General features: G+C 64.0%; 18 protein-coding genes and 1 pseudogene. 5 read left to right on the forward strand and 14 right to left on the reverse strand.

Annotation, left to right across the window (positions count from 1 at the left end; genetic code table 11):
- Positions 1 to 747 precede the first annotated feature (747 nt).
- Positions 748 to 960, reverse strand: coding sequence for an HC3 family zinc finger protein (locus SSPN_RS0122210; protein ID WP_010309035.1), 213 nt, complete (start codon positions 958 to 960; stop codon positions 748 to 750).
- A 108-nt stretch (positions 961 to 1,068) separates the two neighbouring features.
- Here SSPN_RS0122210 and SSPN_RS0122215 point away from each other — a divergent pair, with 108 nt between their 5' ends.
- The 5 genes from SSPN_RS0122215 (at position 1,069) to SSPN_RS0122230 (ending at position 4,696) form a co-directional block, all read left to right on the forward strand.
- On the forward strand, positions 1,069 to 1,905 hold the full coding sequence (locus SSPN_RS0122215) for a helix-turn-helix domain-containing protein (RefSeq protein WP_010309039.1): 837 nt from the start codon (positions 1,069 to 1,071) through the stop codon (positions 1,903 to 1,905).
- A gap of 5 nt (positions 1,906 to 1,910) precedes the next feature.
- Complete coding sequence (locus tag SSPN_RS45005) at positions 1,911 to 2,153, forward strand: DUF397 domain-containing protein (RefSeq protein ID WP_101377194.1); 243 nt, start codon at positions 1,911 to 1,913, stop codon at positions 2,151 to 2,153.
- A 32-nt stretch (positions 2,154 to 2,185) separates the two neighbouring features.
- A complete protein-coding gene (locus tag SSPN_RS51555) occupies positions 2,186 to 2,332 on the forward strand; it encodes a DUF397 domain-containing protein (RefSeq protein ID WP_083822005.1) in 147 nt (48 codons plus the stop codon).
- 151 nt (positions 2,333 to 2,483) lie between these two features.
- Positions 2,484 to 3,626, forward strand: a complete 1,143-nt coding sequence (locus tag SSPN_RS0122225; RefSeq protein WP_010309046.1) for a hypothetical protein — start codon at positions 2,484 to 2,486, stop codon at positions 3,624 to 3,626.
- Positions 3,627 to 4,003: 377 nt separating this feature from the next.
- A complete protein-coding gene (locus SSPN_RS0122230; RefSeq protein WP_029535613.1) occupies positions 4,004 to 4,696 on the forward strand; it encodes a helix-turn-helix domain-containing protein in 693 nt (230 codons plus the stop codon).
- A gap of 309 nt (positions 4,697 to 5,005) precedes the next feature.
- Here SSPN_RS0122230 and SSPN_RS0122235 read toward each other — a convergent pair whose 3' ends face one another.
- The 13 genes and pseudogenes from SSPN_RS0122235 to SSPN_RS45025 all read right to left on the reverse strand — a co-directional run bounded on the left by SSPN_RS0122235 (position 5,006) and on the right by SSPN_RS45025 (position 20,026).
- Positions 5,006 to 5,659, reverse strand: a complete 654-nt coding sequence (locus tag SSPN_RS0122235; RefSeq protein ID WP_010309052.1) for a hypothetical protein — start codon at positions 5,657 to 5,659, stop codon at positions 5,006 to 5,008.
- Positions 5,656 to 6,654, reverse strand: a complete 999-nt coding sequence (locus tag SSPN_RS45010) for a selenium-binding protein (protein ID WP_010309055.1) — start codon at positions 6,652 to 6,654, stop codon at positions 5,656 to 5,658. Before SSPN_RS45010 ends, SSPN_RS0122235 begins: the two co-directional genes overlap by 4 nt.
- A 410-nt stretch (positions 6,655 to 7,064) precedes the next feature.
- Positions 7,065 to 7,301, reverse strand: a pseudogene (locus SSPN_RS51565) (ISNCY family transposase); the annotation flags it as partial.
- Positions 7,302 to 7,600: 299 nt separating this feature from the next.
- Positions 7,601 to 10,462: an FAD-binding and (Fe-S)-binding domain-containing protein gene (locus tag SSPN_RS0122250; RefSeq protein ID WP_010309061.1), complete on the reverse strand. Its 2,862-nt coding sequence runs from the start codon at positions 10,460 to 10,462 to the stop codon at positions 7,601 to 7,603.
- A gap of 78 nt (positions 10,463 to 10,540) precedes the next feature.
- Positions 10,541 to 11,935, reverse strand: coding sequence for a 2-oxoadipate dioxygenase/decarboxylase (hglS, locus tag SSPN_RS0122255; RefSeq protein ID WP_202798886.1), 1,395 nt, complete (start codon positions 11,933 to 11,935; stop codon positions 10,541 to 10,543).
- A 5-nt stretch (positions 11,936 to 11,940) separates the two neighbouring features.
- The gene (locus SSPN_RS45020) at positions 11,941 to 12,414 is read right to left on the reverse strand and encodes a RidA family protein (RefSeq protein WP_010309067.1); all 474 of its coding nucleotides are present in this window, start codon (positions 12,412 to 12,414) and stop codon (positions 11,941 to 11,943) included.
- A gap of 39 nt (positions 12,415 to 12,453) precedes the next feature.
- Entirely contained in the window at positions 12,454 to 13,194 is a 741-nt protein-coding gene (locus tag SSPN_RS0122265; RefSeq protein WP_010309071.1) for an aspartate/glutamate racemase family protein, read from the reverse strand.
- A gap of 105 nt (positions 13,195 to 13,299) precedes the next feature.
- On the reverse strand, positions 13,300 to 14,220 hold the full coding sequence (locus tag SSPN_RS0122270) for a LysR family transcriptional regulator (protein ID WP_010309075.1): 921 nt from the start codon (positions 14,218 to 14,220) through the stop codon (positions 13,300 to 13,302).
- 409 nt (positions 14,221 to 14,629) lie between these two features.
- Positions 14,630 to 15,991, reverse strand: coding sequence for an MFS transporter (locus tag SSPN_RS0122280; protein ID WP_010309083.1), 1,362 nt, complete (start codon positions 15,989 to 15,991; stop codon positions 14,630 to 14,632).
- 155 nt (positions 15,992 to 16,146) lie between these two features.
- Positions 16,147 to 17,265, reverse strand: coding sequence for a CaiB/BaiF CoA transferase family protein (locus tag SSPN_RS0122285; protein ID WP_029535615.1), 1,119 nt, complete (start codon positions 17,263 to 17,265; stop codon positions 16,147 to 16,149).
- Complete coding sequence (locus SSPN_RS0122290) at positions 17,262 to 18,413, reverse strand: acyl-CoA dehydrogenase family protein (RefSeq protein ID WP_237710805.1); 1,152 nt, start codon at positions 18,411 to 18,413, stop codon at positions 17,262 to 17,264. Before SSPN_RS0122290 ends, SSPN_RS0122285 begins: the two co-directional genes overlap by 4 nt.
- Positions 18,414 to 18,439: 26 nt before the next feature.
- On the reverse strand, positions 18,440 to 19,453 hold the full coding sequence (trxB, locus tag SSPN_RS0122295) for a thioredoxin-disulfide reductase (RefSeq protein WP_044574755.1): 1,014 nt from the start codon (positions 19,451 to 19,453) through the stop codon (positions 18,440 to 18,442).
- Between the two features lie 18 nt (positions 19,454 to 19,471).
- On the reverse strand, positions 19,472 to 20,026 hold the full coding sequence (locus SSPN_RS45025) for a UGSC family (seleno)protein (protein WP_010309095.1): 555 nt from the start codon (positions 20,024 to 20,026) through the stop codon (positions 19,472 to 19,474).
- Positions 20,027 to 20,029 lie beyond the last annotated feature (3 nt).

The following is a 20,029-nucleotide window of genomic DNA, read 5'->3' on the forward strand; positions in this document are numbered from 1 at the left end:
CGGCGGGTGTTCGGCGGCCTGGAGCCTGCTGACGAACAGGACCAGTACACGGGGACATCGAGTTTGGCAGGATACGTGACCAGTGGGTCCTTCTCTGGTCGAAGATCATCTTTCGTCGGATTTCGTCTGCCAGGGGCCCCACGACCTGCCCTCGTCCTGAGCACCCCCAACCGGATCCCGAGTCGATCACACCGGAACACCGAGAAACAGCCCCCCACACCATTCTTGGCGAGATCACTCCAATGGAACGCTTTTGGTCGGTGACCGGGCGCGCGGGAGGGTGTATTCGCACCGCCACCGGGCGCGGGCCGGTGCGGCGGAGGTCGGGGAAAGGTCATCGCACCGGCCCGGTCTGGGTGTCAGGCCCGGAGATGGTGACGCCCGGTGGGTTCGTCGGGGTCTGTGGTGGGGAATGCGGGGTGGTATGTGGGGATGTTCTGGTTCCGTCCGGTGTTCTGCAGCGGCGGCGCGAGTTTCGGCTTCGATATCGGCTATGAGGTGCCAGACCGTATAGGCGCCTTCGCCGCCTCCGGCGTGCTGGGCTGTTGAGAACGCAATGGCTCTTGCTGGTAGCTGGGTGGTGAGCAGGGCGAGGATCAGCAGGTTGAACAGGACGAACGTGCTGAGCTGAATCCAGAACATCGGTGGTTCTCCTTCGGTTGGTCGAGGGGTGTCAATTTCGCGAGAAATTGGCGTTCATCCGGGGTGACGGTCAATTTCTCGCGAAATTGCGCCGTCCTCGGGTGGTCACAGGCGGGTGGTGAGGGTGTGCCAGCAGCGCATGCAGGTGTCCTCCCGAATCCAGTCCACTTCGGACCGGTCGTGCAGCTCCGCCGCGTTAGCTTCTGCTCCGCAGAACGCTTTCACCTGCTCCTCCTGCGGAGCTTTCGTTGCTGCGATGGGAAACGCGTGGCGACCACCCGTGACCGGGCGCCAGACGTAGGTCAAGTAGTCACTCATCGAAAACCTCCTTGGGATCTTCTCAGAATTTATCGTCAGTTTCTGAAACTGATCTATTCCCGATCTGGGTGAACGAGATCCTCGACCGGAGGATCTAGGCTGCTCAACATGAATGGCAGTGCTCGTGCGCGAGGCCTGGGAGCCGAACTGCGGCAGCTCCGAAACCAGAGCGGCTACAAGCAGGAGGAGGTCGGGAAGCGACTCGGCCTGTCCAAGGCGACGATGAGTCGTATCGAGAACGGCACGAAGACAGTCACCGAAGCCGACGTGTCCGCGATCCTCGCCATACTCGGCGTGACAGGCGAGGACCGTAACCGTCTACTGAAGCTCGCGCGCGAACAGGACCAGCCTGGCTGGTGGGAGACCGGCATTCCAGGCTTGCCGAAGCAGCTCACCGGGTTGCTTGAGTTCGAGCGCGACGCGAGCCTGATCCGTTGTCTCGACATGATTCTGGTACCTGGGCTTTTGCAGACCAGCGACTACGCAAGAGCCGTCATGCGTGGCAGCGGTGTGGAGCCCGCTGACATCGAGACACGCGTTGCGATTCGCATCGGCCGTCAGGAGATCCTCACCAAGCCCAATGGCGTCGCGTTCCGGTCCTTCGTCGACGCAGGTGTGCTCCGACGAGTAGTCGGAGGCCCACGCGTAATGGCTGAGCAGCTCCGCTATGTCGCGAAAATCGCCAAGCGCCGAAACATGATGATCCAGGTCATCCCAGAAGAGGTCGCAGCCCATCCCGGTCTTGAAGGTTCGTTCGTGCTGCTCGAATTCCCGAAGGCTCGACCGATCGTCCACCTGGAGCAACGCCGGTTGGGTGCCTTCCTCGACGAGCCAGCCGACGTTGCCGACTACGCAAACGTGCTGGATACACTCCAACGGGTGGCGATGAGTCCTGCCGATTCAGCGAAGCTGATCGCCGCACGGGCCGACGAGCTAGAGGGGTGACGAGTGTGACGTCCCAGACTTGGCGGAAGTCCAGCTACAGCAACGGACATGGCGGTATGTGCGTCGAGGTCGCCCACTGGCGGAAGTCGACTCGCAGCGCAAGCCAGTCCAACTGCGTCGAGGTTGGCGCTGGCACCGACGTGGTCGGGGTTCGGGATACGAAGGACCGGGACGGGGGGACGTTGGCCTTCCAGTCGCAGGCTTGGGCCTCGTTCTTAGCCGCCGTCAAGGCTGAGCGGTTCGGCTGAACCTCAGAGTGTTTCCGGAGGTAGCGACAGTGATGGATTGGTCCCGCGCGGAGTGGCGGAAGTCAAGCAGGTCAGGATCGACTTCGAACTGCGTCGAGGTGGCGAGAACAGCGAAGCTTGTCGGCGTCAGGGACTCGAAGGATCGCGGTGGGGCCGTGCTGACGTTCAAATCGTCGTAGTGGGTGACTTTCGTCCCGGCATTACAGAACCGGCTCTCGTAGCCCCGAACCGCGCGGACGCAGCCCGCTTGGCCACGTGACTCGGGTGGGTTGGTGGCGCGTAGCCTGCACAGGCGAGGAACGATCAACCTTCCAGCAGCACGGGGCACCGGTGAGCGAGTACCAGTACTACGAGTTCTTGGCTGTTGATCAGCCGCTTGATGAACAGCAGCAGCTCGAACTTCGGGATCTTTCGAGTCGGGCCGACATTTCTGCGACCAGGTTCGTCAACGAGTATCACTGGAGCGACTTCCGAGGCAGTCCGCGCGTTTTGATGGAGCGTTACTTCGACGCTTTCCTCTACTTCGCGAACTGGGGAGACCGGCAACTGATGGTTCGGTTGCCCGCACGGCTGCTTGATCTCGAGACGGCGCAGCCGTACTGCGTCGATGACGACCTGACCAGCGCTTGGCAGCATGGTGACCACGTCATTCTCAGCTTCACGTACCGCGACGAAAGCGGCGAGTGGGAATACACCAGCGATCCGAAGCTGGGGGCCATGCTTGCGATCCGCGAGGAGTTGGCTGGTGGCGACTACCGTGCTCTTTATCTCGCTTGGCTGGCGACGATCGGCCTTTACCTTGATTGGGAGGACATCGATGCCGAAGAGGTCGAACCTCCGGTTCCCGCTGGGCTGTCGAAGCTGACCGGATCGCAGCGCGCACTGGTGGAGTTCCTTCGGATCGATGAATACCTGCTGGCCGTTGCGGCACAAGCCAGCCCGCCGCTCGGCGCCAGGCCTTCGGACGACGGGCTCGCCAAGTTCGTGAAAAGCATGCCGCAGAAAGAAAAAGACGCGCTCCTCGTCCGCGCTGCCAATGGCGATGGAAGTGGCATTGCCGATCTCCGACGGCGCTATCGTGGTCTGCACGCGACTTCGCCTGTGGCAGGTTCCCGCACAGTCGGTGAGCTGTTGGAGGCAGCGTCGGAGCGCGAAGCCGAAAGGCTGCAAGAGGAGGTTCGCCGCGCCGAAGGGTTGCGCGCCCGCCGTGAGCGCGAGGCCGCTGTCGCTCGCGAGAAGCGGCTTGATGCGCTCGCCGCTGACGAGGAAGCCGCGTGGAAGCGGGTGGATGCACTGATCGCCACCAAGAACCAGCGTGAATACGACGCGGCCGTCAGTCTCCTTATCGATCTCAATGCTCTCAGTGCACGGAGCGGCGACGAACCGAAGTTCGCCGAACGCTACCAACAACTTCGGGAAGATCACCGGCGCAAGCCGAGCCTGATGCAACGTTTCGACACCGCAGGACTTTGAGATTTCTGCAAGCTTTGCCGGAGCCCGGAAAGCCGTTAACCGCGCCACGGGAACCGTCGTGGCCGCCCACGCCGAAGACCTTCACCTGGCTCGTTGATCATTGGACGCAACGGAGGCCTGGGAAGTCGAGGCTGGTGTAGCCGGGTGCTCCTGCTCGACCGTCACGGGAAGGACCGTATCTGCCACTCGGTAGTAATGCTCTCCGTTGCTGTTGTCGAGCGTGGCATCGTTCACCGAACATGATTTGCGCTGACTTGCCGGAGATCGGGCCTTTGCGTGGTTGGAATGCTGGGAGGGTTGGCGACATCGCCGAGGTGCCCGACGGTGTCGTGGCGACCGTGCGGCGCCGCGAGCTACCGGGTATAAGGTCCCGTCCCGTGGAAAAGACCGAGCTTCTCGAACAAGTACGTCGGCTACGCAGTGAAGGCAAGTCGCCGAAGGAAATCGCCCGTGCTCTTGATGTACGTCCGTCTGCGGTGGCTCCGCTGGTGCGTGCCGTCGCGGCGCAAGGTCGCGCCACGGCCGAGTTGCCGGAACTCGTTGGCTGCTGGATCAACGTGGGCTGGAGCCAGGGACTTTCCGTTGTCGGCCGACCCGACGTGATTGAACCAGCACAGGACGACACCGGCGGGCTGGTGAGCGTGCTGATTGCGCGCAGGCACCGCTGGGACAAGGTGTCGGTGTGCGGATACCTGGTGGACGTCTTTTGCCTGGGAGTCAAGAACACGTTCGGGCCGGACATCACCGACGACGTCGCCCTGCGGCAGTTCCTGCCGGAATACTTCAGACCCTTCCCGAACGGTTGGAAGGAGGCTCCGATCGAACTCGCACAGGAGATCGTGTTCGGCGCCGTCGAGTACGCGCGCGGCCTCGGTTTCGAACCCTATGCCGATTTCTTGAAGGCCGCCGACCACCTCGGTACCTGGGAAGGCCCGTCCGGCATCACCTTTGGCAACCAGGGCAAGCCGTGCTACATCTCGGGCCCGTATGACAACCAGCGCCGGGTGATTGACACTCTGCGCCGCACGGTGGGCCCGCCACCCAACTTCGATCACATCGTGACGCAGTGACCACTGTTTGTGACCCCTATTTGTAACCACTGTTAGTGACCATCGTCCGCCGGCGTTGATGTCGTTTTTCGCTAGCGCCGGGTCCCTCCTGCGGTGATGCTTGTGGGAATGCACGAGGATGTGGCTCAGTGTGTGCGGCCGTTCAGCCCCGGCAAAAGCCGGTCGCAGCCGGATCACTCACGTTGCGGCTGCATTTCTAGATGATTGATTCCGTGAAGATCATGTGAAGTGGGGCCGCGATGCGGACATGGGAGGAGGGCGTCCAAGATCAATGTGTGAGCAATGACCTTCTGCCAGTACCCCAGCCGCTCAACTGGTGAACAGGACAGCCACGCCAGCCCCCAGCAGCGCGATCGCCCACACACGGTCGAGGTTGATCCAGGCGAATCGCAGGATTCGCAGGCCGAGGAACTCGAAGACGACCACGGCAACCACGCCAGCCGTCACGACCATGGCAACGGTGTGCACCACCGTCGCCACCGAGGCGTGCAGTACGGCGTCGGCCAGCCCACCTGACCCAACCGTGGTCGCTGGCATGTGATGATGCTGGTGGGTGACCGGAGCCGGACGCTCGACCAACACAGGCAACAACATCAGGCCCGCACCGTGTGCTGAGGACATCAGGAACGACCAGGCCGCGAGCTGCCATCCTGTCAGGCACATACCCACCCAGCGGAAGTGTCTGCGGGACAACAGCCGCCACAGCCCAAACCCGACGAGTAACAAGCCGCCGACGATCCCGACGACCCGCCCGGTGAGCACCGACCCGGAGATTCCGACGGCCATCGCGACGATCGCGACCGCGGCCGCATGACCGGTCGCGATCGCGGGCAGCACCCGCAGCAGCTTGGTCCGGCTCCGTTCTTGTAAGCCGAGTGCGACCGCGAACAACCAGCCCATCGCCGGGTTGAGTCCGTGGAAGGCGCCGAGCGCGAGCAACGCGGCGATCTCCCCGCCGGTCACGGGTAGCAATAGGAGTCGGACGACGCATCCCCACCCTGCAACCTGATCTGGTGTACGCGCAGGCCCCGGAAATCCTCGCCGTGTGGGAAGAACTGGGTGTCGAAGCTCAGCCCTCCGGACTCGGTGTCGACATCGAGCTTGGCCGCCCAGGCTCCGACGCCGTCCGGGTAAAACTGGTCGTCCCACGCGCCGTACAGGGAGTTGGTGACGTAGACCCGTTTCCCGTCCCGGCTCACCTCGACCATCTGCGGACCTCCGGCCAGCGGCAGACTTGGTGCTGCCGGATGTGCGCTCCGGTTGACGATGCCGTCGATCCGGACCGATCCGGTGAGCGTGGGGTGCAGCGGATCGGAGACGTCGTACTGCAGCAGCTGGCCGGTACCCCAGGCCGAGACGTAGAGGAACCGGTCGTCCACCGACAGGTCGATGTCAGTAACCAGCGGAGGCACCGCGCCGAAGGGTTGCAACAGCGGCGGCAGGCTTTCCGGGTCGGCAGGTTCTGCGGGAATGTCGATGACCTTGGTGACCGTTGCGGCCTGGCCATCCCACTGCCATAGCCAGATCGAAGCCGACAGGTCCTCGACGTTGATGACGACACCGACGAATCCGTAGGTCTTGGTGGGATCGTGCGCCGGCCGCAGCTCCAGCGGCATCTGGTACTGGTCACCGAGGTCTACGGTCTGCAGGTGGCGTCGGCGCCGCAAGTCCCAGAAGTGCAGGGCGTGGCCGTACTTGCGGCCGAGCAGCAGCTCGCCGACGATACCGTCCTCGATCATTGACGGCGTGCCCCACTCACTGGTCACCGCCACATCGTGGTTGAGGTGCCACCACACGTCGTAGGCGAGATATTGGTCGCCGCGGTCGGTCTCCCAGCGGCCAAGTACCTCGAACGAGGTGTGGTCGAGCAGGGCGATCCCGCCGGGGCCGTCCTGTCCATTGGCTCCACCCAGGTTTCGCGCGGTTCGAGTGAACCTAGGCCGCCGACAGGCGTCCAATGAACAAGCGGACGTTGCACTAGTGTCCTGCGCTGGAAGTTCGTTGGTTAGTTTGATATGGTCCGTGAATGGCGGATTCTGATGTCGAGTTCGTTTTGAGTGATGACGAGCGTGATCAGCTCCATCGATGGTCCCGGGGGTCGTCGCGGTTGGCGGTGCGGGCGCGGATTGTGTTGCGCTGCGCGGAACTGGAACGCCGACCCCAAACCCTTCGCCTGGACCAAGACCGCAGACGAGATCCTCAACACCCTGCACAAATATATCTCACGAATTTCCGGCGCAGGACACTAGCTACTTCGACTTGAAAAAGTCGTTGTGGTGGTGATGGACTGCGCAGGGGTTCGCTGCTGCGGTCGGATGGCGGGTCAGTGGTACGGCGGTGCCGGGTGGGGCGGGTTGTCCTGCAGGGGTTATGCGCTCTTGGCGTGGGCCAGCGTGGCGATTTTGACGAGGTTGTGGGCGAGGACGCCGTGGCCGCACCAGGTTCGGGCGCCGTCGATGCCGTCCAGGCGGGTGCAGTTCCATGAGTAGTGGTGTTTGAGGTGGCTGATCCGTCCTTCGCAGCCGGTGCGCCACTTGATGAGTCTGCGAAACCCGGTCGGTGTTCGACTGCGCGCCGCTGGGTAACGTGCTTGAGGAACATCAACCGCAGATAGGTCTCCAACGGCACCGACGGGCGACCGAACCGGGGATCGAAGTGCGGCATGAACGGCGTGAAGAATGCCGAATCGTCCAGCGCGGGCACCGAAGTCGTAGAACGGCATCCGGGCCACGGACTCGTCGCGACCCGCCAGCGCGACGCCCACCCCGCCCCAGCGCAGTCATTTGCACCATCTGTGAGCATCGCGATGCTCACAGCATCAACACGGACGCGAGGCCGTGATCCCGTTCAAGTTGGGTGACACAACCTCGGCTTCTCGTATGCATCTCGGGGGAACGAGAGTTGTTAGCGCTGGCGGCGGGCACGCCCTTCGCCCTCGTTCGAATCTATACCGTCGGCCGTCAGGTGATCTGCCAACAGTTCAGCGAGATGTTTCCCGCCCGCTTGCGCCAAGTGGTCGAGCTGGACTCGACAGGAGAAGCCATCGGTGAGCACTACCGCGCCCTCTGGTGCATCTTCAACGGCGGGTAGCAACGAATTGCGTGCCACCGCGATGCTCAGATCGTAGTGACCGCGCTCGGCACCGAAATTTCCGGCCAAACCACAGCATCCGTCTACTGTCGAAATTTTGGCTCCGGCCTCGGACAGCAGCTGCCGGTCGCGGTCGATCCCCATCACGGCACGCTGGTGGCAGTGCGGCTGCATCACGGCGTTGACGCCGTCGAGGCGCGGTGGCCGCCAACCTTCAGTGCCTGCGAGCAGTTCAGCCAATGTGACGACATTCCCAGAGACCGCGGCGACGTCCTCGCCGTCACCGAGCAACTCTTGCGCATCCCCACGGAATACCGCGGCGCAGGAAGGCTCGAGACCCACGATGGGCACTCCGCTCTGGGCGACCGGCGCGAGCGATCGGATGCTCTTCGCCAGGAGCCGACGAGCCACACCGAGTTGGCCGGTCGAGACCCAGGTGAGACCGCAGCACGTCCCGCGAGGCGAAATCGACACCGAGTAGCCCGCGGACTCGAGGACCCGCGCCGCGGCCACGGCGACTGCCGGGGTGAAGTGCTCGGTGAACGTGTCGACCCAGAGCATGACCGGAGTGCCGCTTTGATGTGGGTGTTCGGCGAACAACGAACGGAAGGTCTTCTCGGCGAAGGCTGGCAATGGTCGCCGGCTGTCCACACCTCCCATCCGCTTGGCCAAGCTGGAGAAGCGCGATGCCATGAGCCGGTTCACAACCTTGGGCGCCCGAGAGGCGATCCGGGACCACCACGGCAGCCATCCCAGGGCGTAGTGCGATGCGGGGCGGAGCCGCCCCTTGTAGCGCTGGTGCAACGCTTCGGCCTTGTACACGGCCATGTCCACGCCCGTGGGGCACTCCGACGAGCACGCTTTGCACGACAAGCACAGGTCCAGGGCCTCCATCAGTTCGGGCCCACGCCAGCCCTTCTCGAGAGAGCCGTTGGCCAGCTCCTGCAGCACGCGGATACGACCCCGGGTGGAATCCTTCTCGTCTCGGGTAGCTCGGTAAGACGGGCACATGACACCGCCTCCCGATGTGACACGGCACTTGCCGATCCCGGTGCAGCGCTGCACTGCCGAGTCCAGCTTCCCAGCGTCCTGGGTGTAGGCGAACCCGAGGTTGGCCCGAATCGGTGTGGCCGCTGGGAGACGCATATCTGCGTCGACGGGCCGTGTCCGGACGATGACACCGGGGTTGAGAATGCCTGCCGGATCGAAGACTTCCTTAACAGCGGCGAAAGCCTCGAGCGCTGCGTTGGAATACATGTACGGCAGCAGCTCGCCACGGGCGCGACCATCGCCGTGCTCTCCCGACATGGACCCACCGTGCTCGGCCACCAGCTTGGCCGCCTCTACCAGGAAGTCGCGGAAGACGCGCTTGCCGTTGGACTCCCCGAGCGGGAAGTCGATGCGAACGTGGACACAACCGTCACCGAAATGGCCGTACGGCACACCGCTCAGCCCGAACTCGCCCAACAGCTTCTCGAACCGACGTAAATATGCACCGAGTCTGATGGGAGGTACGGCGGCGTCCTCCCACCCGGCCAGGCCGGGCCTCGCCTCATTGATGCGCGCGGCATGCCCCGCGCCGTCCTCACGGATCTTCCAGATGGCAGACATCTCAGCCGGTGAAGTGGCGACGCGCCCCTCGATCGCGGCTGAGGTGCGGATGACCGAGTTGGCCGTGGCTTCGAGCTCCGCGCGGCTGCCCCCGGCAACTTCGACGAACAGCCACCCTTCGCCGCGCGGCAGATCAGGCATCTCCGCCGTGCCCCGGCGACGACCGACGACATCGACGATCCGGGCGTCCAGCCCTTCCACCGCCACCGGATCGAATCTCAGCAAAGCGGGCGCGTCATCAGCGGCGGTAGCCATGTCCGGATATCCCAGCAGCACCAGTGCCGTGTGCTCTGGGGGACGCACCAACCGCACAGTAGCTTGACGCAACAGGCCCCAGGTGCCTTCGGTCCCCACCACGGCCTTGACGACGTCGAAGCCACGTTCGGGAAGAAGGTGGTCCAAGGCATATCCCGATGCTTGGCGCCCGAACCGTCCGAGCTCGGTGCGGATCACTTCAAGCCGCGCGTTGACCACATGCTCCACCGAGCTGAGCGTGGGTGAGTGAATGCCTTGCGCGTTGGGAAGGGGCAGGCGCTCCCCGGTGCCGGCGACCATTTCCAGTGCGTGCACGTTGTCCGACGTACGTCCGTACGCCAAGGCTCGCGACCCACACGCGTTGTTGCCGATTATCCCGCCGATCGTGCAGCGGTTGTAGGTCGACGGGTCGGGCCCGAACCTCAGCTGGTGGACGGCGGCCGCTCGCTGCAGGTCGTCGAGGACAACGCCCGGTTCCACCACTGCGGCGGCGGACTCCGCGTCGATGGAGAGCACTCTGTTCAGATGGCGGGAGAAGTCGACGACAATGCCCTCACCGATCGCGTTGCCCGCGATCGAGGTACCGGCACCGCGGGCGGTCAACGGCACGCCCGCCGACCGGCATACCTCGACCACTGCGTCGATCTCGTCCTGGTGGCGTGGGAAGACCACAGCGGACGGAAGCACCCGATACAAGGACGCGTCCGAGGAGTACTCCGCCCGCCGACGTGTGGAGGTGTCCACCTCGTGCACGCCCTCGCGGGCCAGGGCTGCAAGAGCACTCCCGATGCCATCGCTGTGGTTCGCCATCACGCATGTTCTCCTACCCGTTGGTGTTGGATGCCCCCTCACGCGCGTTCGGTGCACATGCGAGCCTCTGTCGGCGATCTAGTTGATCTTTTGCAGGCCGAACTCCCGCTGGATCTGCTCCAGGGATGCGTCGCGCTGAGCGGCGTACAGATCGGACGGGTCGGCGATGTCCCGGGCGATGGCCCCGGACATCCAGGCGCGGTCCCGCGGCGCTTCGCCTGCGGAGGTGTCGACCTCACCTTGGCTGGTCAGGTTCGAGGAGAAGATGCCTGCCGCCGACCGAGGCAGGAAATCCTCGTAGACGATCGGCTCGGCGATGATCCACGACTCGCTGAGCAGGGTCGCCAGGCTGGTGGGAGGCTGCCCGTCGCGTGGGCGGGCGTCGTTGATCCGGAACGTGAAGTAGGCCAGGTCCTGCTGGGCCAGGTCCAGCTCGGTCGTCGGGAACTGCTCCCGCCAGACCTGCGCCATGTGCTCCGCTCTCGAGCGCTCTGGGTCGCTGACCGCGCGACGGTCTGTCTCGAGGATCATGGCTTCGTACTTGTCCCGGCCGACCGGGGTCGGTGCAAGGCCCCGTGCCTCGACCTCACCGAACCGAACCCGCAAGCTGCCCTCGACCACGGCGCCGTCCGGCTCGCGGAACCGTCGGCTCTCGGCCAGAGCACGGAAGGACGTCTGCCGGAGCAGGATGTCGGCGCCCCGCCAGCGTGGCGGGCCCTGGATGCGGTCGATCATGGTGATGCCGCGATCCGACATGCGCTGGTACAGATCGTCAATGTCGAGGACTCGAGGGGTGAGGTGGTTGATGTGCGTAGTCGTGACACCACCAATGTCCGCCGCGACGCTGGACACAGCCTCGAGCTCGGAGTACCAGATCCGGTCGACCGGCTCGCGAGACAGGGCGAACGCCTGGACCGCCAGCTCGAGGAAACGCTCCGCATCAGCCTGCGGCAATCCCTGCTCGGCCTCGGCGTGATCGGCCAACGCCAGGAGCTCATCGGGGAACAGCGTCCGTGCTGCCAAGAACCGAGACAGTCGCTTCCCCAGGCCCGGGGAGAAGAACCGGCGGTCTTCCGGCACCAGCATGGAGGTGAACACCCGGAAGGGGTTTCGCGCCAGCTCAACGGAGTCCACCGGACGAAATGCCGTGGAGACAACCGGGATCGGCGCTGGCACGGCGTCGCGCAGGTCGTAGAACCCGGTGGGGTACATGCCCAGGGCACCGAAGATCCGGGCCACCTCGGCGAGTTCCTGCGGGGTACCGACCCGGATGGCACCGTGTCGCTCCGCCGTCACCCGGTCGATGCTGCCGAGACGCTCGGCCTCGGCACCCTGCTGACGAAGCACGTTCGCGTTGACCTCGCCGCTGACTTCCAAGAGCATGTTGTAGGCCGGGACCTCCGTGCCGTACAACGTCGACAAACGCTGCGCGAAGCTCGCCCTTAGCTGCCAGGGCTGCACCACCTCTGACACGTGACCTACTCCCTTCCGAATCTCCGGACCTGGACGTCCGACTTGATCTGGACGATGGCTTCGACCTCGACGGTCAGGCCTCCCGGCAGGGAGGACATGCCAACGGCTGAGCGGGCATGCCGACCGCGCTCGCCGAAGATCTCGATCAGAAGGTCCGAACAGCCATCGATCACCTTCGGATGGTCCGTGGAGTCGGCGGTGGCCTGGACCATGCCCAGCAGCTTGATGATCGTCTCGACGTGGTCGAGCGAGCCGAGCGCGTAGCGCAACGAGGCGAGAATCTGCAGGGCGACCTGGCGAGCATCGGCACTCCTTTGCTCGATGGAGCACTCGGCACCGAGCGTGCCGGCGCTGACTGTCCCGGCCTCGTTCTTGGACCCCTGATCGGGACAGGTAGAGCAGGTCGCCGCACTGTTGCCGCGGCACGAAGTTGGCGATCGGCGGGCGTTGGACCGGAAGCTGGAGCCCCAGCTCCGCAAGGCGCTGCTCCGGAGTCATCGCGGGAGGAGACGCGACGGTCACTTGGGCACCGCCATGATCGCGTCCTCAACGGCCGGCTCGTCGGCGAACGCCATCTCGACGGCGGCCTCGGCGTGAACCACGGTGGTGTCCAGCAGTGGCACAGGGCTGTCTTCCTGGCTCACCAGCATCCCGAACTCGGTGCAGCCCAGCACTACAGCTTCGGCGCCGCGCGCGGCGAGGTCTGCGATGGCCGCCCGGAATTTGTCGCGCGTCTGGTCGAGGAAGACCCCCTTGGCGAGCTCCTGGTAGAGCGCGTTGTGGACGTTGTCCTGGTGCTCGTCTTCGGCGATCAGAACTTCCATGCCGTAACGCTGCTTGAGCCGGTCCACGAAGTAGGTGCCGGTCATGGTGTAGCGGCTGCCGAGCAGGCCGACCGTGCGGATTCCCTGTCGGATCAACTGCTCGCCGGTGGGGTCGACGATGTGGAGGAAGGGCAGGTCCACTCCGTTCTCGACGATGTCACCAGCGACGTGGACCGTGTTGCATGCCAGCAGGAAGAAATCGGCACCTGCGGCCTTGAGCCGGCGTCCCTGCTCCGCGAGCAGTTCACCGACGACGTCCCATCGGTCGATGCGCTGGTGGAGCTCGACCTGTTCAAAGTCGTTCTGTGCCATCACGAGGTCCGCGCAGTGAAGGCCGTTGCCGCCCAGGCGTCGCGAGACTGCCTCGTTGATCACGCGGTAGTAGATCATCGAGCTCGGCCATGCGATACCACTGACAACACCGATGGTCTTCATCGGGAATCTCCTATGCCTATGGGATGCAACGTGCGGCCGGTGGAGGGAAGAACCACCCAGGCGACCTCAACGAGACCAGCCACAGCATCGAGATCCACTGCGCGGTCAGGATATGTGATAGGTCTGCAGGACATGATCGCGGAACTCACGCACCGCCGGCGCGAGGCTGTCGTGCGCTCGCCACATCAGAGCGATCTCACGGAAGACTCCAGGGTTTAACGGAATTTCCACCACTTCGTCCGGCACCGAATCTTCGTCAGCTGGGAGCAGAGCCACACCCAGTCCGGCTGCAACGAGTCGGCGAACGGTGTCGACCTCCTCGCCCTCGAAGGCTAGTCGGGGGATGAACCCTGAGCCAGAACAGAGATCGTCGGTGAAGTTCCGGAAACTGAAGCCCGCCTTGAGGCCAACGAACTGCTCATCGGCGAGTTCCTCGATCCGAATGTGGGAACGCTGCGCCAGCCAATGCTCCTTCGGAATTGTCGCAACGACCGGCTGTGCGTCGAGCACGACCTGCTCGAACTGAAGATCACCAGGGTGGTGCGTGCTCAAGGCGAGATCACATTGCCCGGTTTCCAGCTGTACGAGAACTTCTTCGCCCGAGCCTTGTGCCAGGACGAAACGCACCTGCGGATGTCGTCGGCGAAACACACGCAACAGGTCCGGCACCCGTCGTTGGCCCATCGTGTGCAGGAACGCAAAGGTAATCTGTCCACGACCTGGATCGCGCTCTTCGATCAACTGCCGACATCCACTGCGCAGATCCGCGAGCGCTGAAACGGCACTCCGCACGAGGTGTTCACCGGCCCGCGTGAGGCGCACCTGCCGACCGGACTTCACCACCACCGGAGCATCAAGCTCGCGGCCCATCTGCGCGAGCCACCTGCTGGCGGTCGGTTGGGGTATCCCGAGACGATCCGCGGCCTCCGTGACATTGCAGTTTTCAAGCATTAACGCCAACAACATCAGCCGCGGCGCGAGAGCCGCGACCATGTGATCCACATCGGACGTGGTGTGGTCCCCCACGGTCAGCTCACCAGAGCAAGCGATCGCGCAGATCGCCTATTCCGAAACCGATCTCCATTGTTGATCCGGGAATTGACGGCGAAGTCACACCGATAGCTAGTGTGGTGCGCCAGCGCCCGATCGATCGCGGTGCGGGCCACCCTGAGTCGTTCACCGGTCGCTGTCTGGCGCACGATCATCGACCGGTTCCGGCGCGAGGTCATCCCCACGGAGTGGTTGGCATCATACTTAAACATGGGGGCCTCCTTCGTCGTGATGTGACTCAAGAACCCTATTGCCTGCTTGCCCCAAGCCCAAGATTCCTTTATGAGACAGGTACTTCCGCCATCTACAACCCCGTGGCGCTCCGAGCCGCGTGAATACCCGGGCTACCGGTGGGGGGATGGGCGGGGCGCGACTCCGCCCGATCTCAGCCGACCTCGCTTGGGCGGGTGTTGCCAGTTTCCGCAGGCGCTTTCCGATCGTCGGCGACATGAGCTTGCCCGTCCTCGGGCACGTCGCGCCGCCGGTTGCCACGCAGGCTGAGCGTGGTGACCAGGGTGATCACCGACAGTCCGGCCATGTACCAGCCGAACCAGATTTCGGCTCCCGCGTTAGCCAACGCTGTCCCGATCGTCGAGACTGTGCCACCGAATATCGCGATCGAGAGCGAGTACGGGACGCCCATTCCCGTGACGCGAAAGCGCTGCGGGAACAATTGCACGAGAACCGCTGCCATGATCGAGGTTCCGAAAGAAACGAGCACAAGGCCGATGATCTGCGCGGCGAGCACTCCGCCGAAGCCGGCCGAGGTGAGCTGAAGCAGCGGGACAGTGGCGATCGCCGTCGAGATCGCGAAGATATACAGGACCGGCCGGGTGCCGACTCTGTCGGCGAGCAGGCCCACGAGGGGCGTGACGGCGGTGTAGACGACTAGTCCGATCATGCCCGCGATCATCGTGGCAGACGGTCGAATGTGAGCCGATATGGCTGCGTAGGTTGGGAAATAGGTAGACCAGAGGTAGACACTGCCGCCGATTCCGGTGACGAGTCCGAAGACCTGAATACACTGCACCGGGTGCCGACGCAGTGCCTCGAGCAACCCCGGCTTGGAAGGTTGTTCTTGCGTGGACGATGCCGCGGTGGAAGCAAGGGTCTCCTCTGATCGGTGACGGATCCACCAGGCGACGACCGCGACTACCGCACCGAATGCGAATGGAATTCGCCAACCGTAGCTCCGCATGGCCTCGTCGCCGAGAATCCCGGCCACAGCCGCCACCAGGCCGATCGCGGCCAACTTGCCAAGACTGGAGCTGACGAACATGAAACTGGAGAACAGCCCGCGCCGGTTCTCGGGTGCGGACTCGACGAGGAAGGCCGCAGCCGACGTGTACTCCCCACCGGCGGAAAAGCCCTGAAGGATTCGAGCGAATACGAGCATGATGGGCGCGCCGATGCCGATCTGAGCGTATGTGGGGGTAAGCGCGATAAGGAGGCTTGCTGCGCCCATCATCCACACGCTCAGGCTCATGGCTGCTCGGCGCCCATAGCGATCTGCGAAGACGCCGACCACCAGACCGGCGATCGGCCGGACGAGGAAGCCCGCCGCGAAGACGCCGAAGGCATCCAGCAGAGGGGCCAGCTCTGAGCCCGATGAGGGGAAGAATTCTTTCGCGAAATAGATCGCGACATACGAATAGACGATGAAATCGTAGAATTCAACGAAATGGCTAACCGCGCCGGCAAATAATTGCCGAACTGGACGTTTGACTCCGGTGATTGAGCCTGCCATGGGTGGGTCCTCCGGATGGAAGGACACTCGGTTGCGCTTGGCGCTCCCAGTGTCGACGCTGACATTTCTGGGGTAAGGAGGTGGCCAATGTGGGAAGAGGAACGTTTGGGTGTGCGGCTAGTGCTGCGCCTGTCGTTGTGGCTGCTCTCTCCTTCCTATCCAGGCAGCGGCGGGGGCACGAGGCGATAGGTTGCCGGGGTTTCCGACAGCCGGATCGGGCAGGCCACCTGTGGGTAGGTTGTGCCGGTGTCGGGACATGTGATCGAGACGACGGCGTCAAGGTCGAGCGAAGTGGCCAGTTCGAAGGCCTGGTCCAGGCCGTTGATCGGGCTGCAGGGAACGCCTTCTTGCCGGAACAGAGCGAACCAGTGGTCAGCTGGTGCACGGGTCAGCGTCTTCTCGAGTTCCTTGACGAGCTGCTCGCGGTGGGCCACTCGCTGGGGATTGGTGGCGAACCGTTCGTCGCTGATGAGATCCGGTCGTTGGATTGCTTGGGCCAGTTTCGTGAACAGCTTGTCGTTGGCTGCGGCGACAGCGAGCGGCCGGTCCGCCGTGTTCATCGTTTCGTAGGGCGCGATGCTGGGATGCCGATTGCCCAGCGCCTTTGGGAGGTGCCCGGTGGCGACGTACGAGGCCGCCTGGTTAGCGAGTGCCGACAGCAAGGAGGAAAACAAGTTCACCTCGACGTGCTGGCCGACGCCGGTGTGATCGCGGTAACGCAGTGCGGCAAGGATTCCGGTGACGGCGTGCAGGCCACTGATCACGTCGACCAGGGCCACGCCGGTCTTAATGGGAGTTTCCTCGTCAGGCCCGGTGATGCTCATGAGGCCACCGGCCGCCTGGACGATCAGGTCGTAACCGGGAAGGTCCGCGCCGTTGGCGGACCCGAATCCGCTGATCGAGCAGTAGACGAGCCGGGGGAACTCTGCGGCGAGCTGGTCGAAGCCGAGGCCGAAGCGTTCCATCGTGCCGGGTCGGAAATTCTGCACGACTACGTCGGACTGCCCGATCAGGGCCCGGGCCTGTGCCCGGCCCGACTCGGTGCCCAGATCGATCCCCGTGGCCGTCTTGTTGCGGTTCGCGCCCAGGTAGTAGGTGGCTTGACCCGCATACCAAGGAGGGCCCCAGGAACGGGTCTCATCCCCCGCCACAGGGTGCTCGACCTTGATAACCTCGGCACCCATGTCGCCGAGGAGCATCGTGGCGTAGGGGCCTGACAGAACGCGGCTGAAATCGGCAATGCGAAGGCCGCTCAATGCACCGATCCCCGTCATTTGAACGCTCCGATACCGGTCAGCGCTTGCCCCACGGTGAGCTGGTGGATCTCCGATGTGCCTTCGTAAGTGAGGACCGACTCGAGGTTGTTGGCGTGCCGGATCACCGGGTATTCGAGGGTCACTCCGTTCGCGGCGAGAATGGTCCGGCACTCGCGGGCGATCGCGAGTGACTCGCGAACATTGTTCAGCTTGCCGACACTGATCTGGTAGGGGGTGATGCGCCCCGCGTCTTTGAGGGAACCCAGCCGCAGCGCAAGCAACATGGCCTTATCCAGTTCCACAGCCATGTTCGCGAGCTTGGCCTGGGTCAGCTGGAAGCCGGCCAGCGGTCGGTCGAACACCGGACGGTTGATGGCATAGTCGATGGCGGTGTCCAGACACTCCCGCGCCGCCCCGGGTGCCCCGAACACGATCCCGTACCGCGCCTCGTTCAGACAGTTCAGCGGGCCGGAAAGCCCTGCGGCTCCGGGAAGGATCGCTTCGGCAGGAAGCCTTACGTTGTCGAGAACGAGTTCGGAAGTGACCGATGCACGCAGCGACATCTTCCGGGTGATCTCGGAAGTGCTGAACCCCTTGATACGGGCGGGGACGAGAAATCCCCGCACCCGGTCGTCGGTCTGTGCCCAGACCACGGCCACGTCGGCAACCGATCCGTTGGTGATCCACATCTTCGTGCCGTTGAGGATCCAGTCACCGCCGTCGCGCTTAGCGATGGTGCGCATGCCGGCCGGGTTGGAGCCGAAGTCAGGCTCGGTCAGCCCGAAGCAGCCGATCGCCCGGCCCGCCGCCATCTCCGGAAGCCACTGCAGCTTTTGTTCCTCGGAACCGAAGCGGTGGATCGCGAACATCGCCAGCGACCCCTGAACGGAAACCAGGCTACGGACGCCGGAGTCGGCCGCCTCGAGCTCGTGGCAGGCCAGTCCGTAGGCGGTGGCACTGGTGCCCGCGCATCCGTAACCCTCGAGGTGCATACCCAGCAATCCGAGCTCACCCAGTTCCAGCGCAAGGTCCCGAATCGGAAGGCGCCCGTCTTCGAACCAGGTCGCGACATGTGGCCGTACCCGGTCGTCGCAGAATCGGCGGACCGTGTCGCGGATGTCTTTGTCCTCGTCGCCGAGTAGCTCGTCCAGTGCTAGGAGCTCCATCGGGCCGAGGGGCGTCTGGTCGCTCATTACACGCTCCCGGGGGTGAGGGCCGTCGATGCAGCCGGCTCGAATGCGAGGTCGTGGTCGGAGTCGCCGAGCCAGCGCTCGGCGTCGAGCGCGGCCATGCATCCGCTGCCGGCCGAAGTAATCGCCTGGCGATACACTGGATCCTGCACGTCGCCACAGGCGAATACGCCTGGCACGCTTGTCGAGGTGCCGCGCTCAGTGACGATGTAGCCGTCGGCGTCGAGCTTCAGATGTTCTTCGAAAACCGCGGTGTTCGGTGAGTGGCCGATCGCCAGGAATAGGCCAGTCACTGGGAGAACATCGAGGGCGCCCGTGCGGATGTCTCGGAGGCGCAGTCCGGCGAGCTGTTGTTTCCCGAAAAGCTCGTCGATGACCGTGTTCCAACGCATCGAGATCTTGGGTTCCCGCTCCATCCTGTGCTGCAGGATCTTCGAGGCTCTCAGCTCGTCGCGCCGGTGGATGATCGTGACGGTTCGCGCGAACCGAGACAGGAACAGAGCTTCTTCGAGCGCGGAGTCCCCTCCGCCGACCACCGCGATGTCACGGTCCCGGAAGAAGAACCCGTCACACGTGGCGCAGGTCGACACACCTCGCCCGACGAGGTGGTCCTCGCGAGGCAGCCCGAGCATCCTGGTTCGTGAACCGGTTGCGACGATCACCGATCGCGCGATGACCTTTCCAATGTCACTGCTGACCTCAACACGAAACGGCGGCTGCGTCAGCTGAACGCTGACAGCCTTTCCCTGCACGAGGCGGCTACCGAACTTTGTGGCCTGCTCGCGCAGGTCGGCGATCAGCTGAGGACCCGTCACCCCCTCAGGGAATCCTGGGTAGTTCTCCACATCCGTGGTCAGCATCAACTGGCCGCCGGGCTGATCCGAGGTAGACGACGGCTCACCTTCCAGGACCATCACGTTCAGCGCGGCCCGGGCCGTGTAGATCGCGGCGGTCAATCCGGCCGGACCGCCGCCCACAACCAGAACGTCCACATTCTCCGGTGTTTCTTCGGGCATTTCGGCTCCCGTCCGGTGTCAGACCTTGGCGGCGGGGCGGCGGCCGGTAGTCCAGATCGACAGCGCCTGCGGGGCCACCTCACGTGCGCGACCGCCGAGCAGGTCCGGCGCGAGCGAGGAGATGGGGTGGGTGATCACGACAGGCTCGAGGTCGTCCATACCGTGCGCACGCTTCTGGAGGCCAGCCTCGCGCTCGAACTCAGTGGTCACGATCACGGCGCTGGGCAGGCCGCGCAACTCCATCTGGATGCCGTCGTTCACACACGAGGAGGTGCACGAGCCACAGTCGCCAATGGCAGTAAGGACGATGTCGTTCTCGGCGGCGATTTGATCGAGCAGCGCCGGATCGGCGTCGGAGGAAAAGTGGTGTTTGTCGTAGTACCGTACGCTGTCGAACTTCGCACCGTGCTCTTCCATCTCGGCGACGGACAGGCGCAACAACTTCGATGCGTTCCACTTGGTGTTATTCAGGACAGCAAGTCTCCTGCCCTTGATCTCGGATACCCGAGCTGTCAGCGACTGTCGAGCGGACTCGACGACTCCGGTCGGATCGAAGGTGACAGCGTTGTCCATTGG

Source organism: Saccharopolyspora spinosa NRRL 18395 (genome assembly GCF_000194155.1).
Classification (GTDB): domain Bacteria; phylum Actinomycetota; class Actinomycetes; order Mycobacteriales; family Pseudonocardiaceae; genus Saccharopolyspora; species Saccharopolyspora spinosa.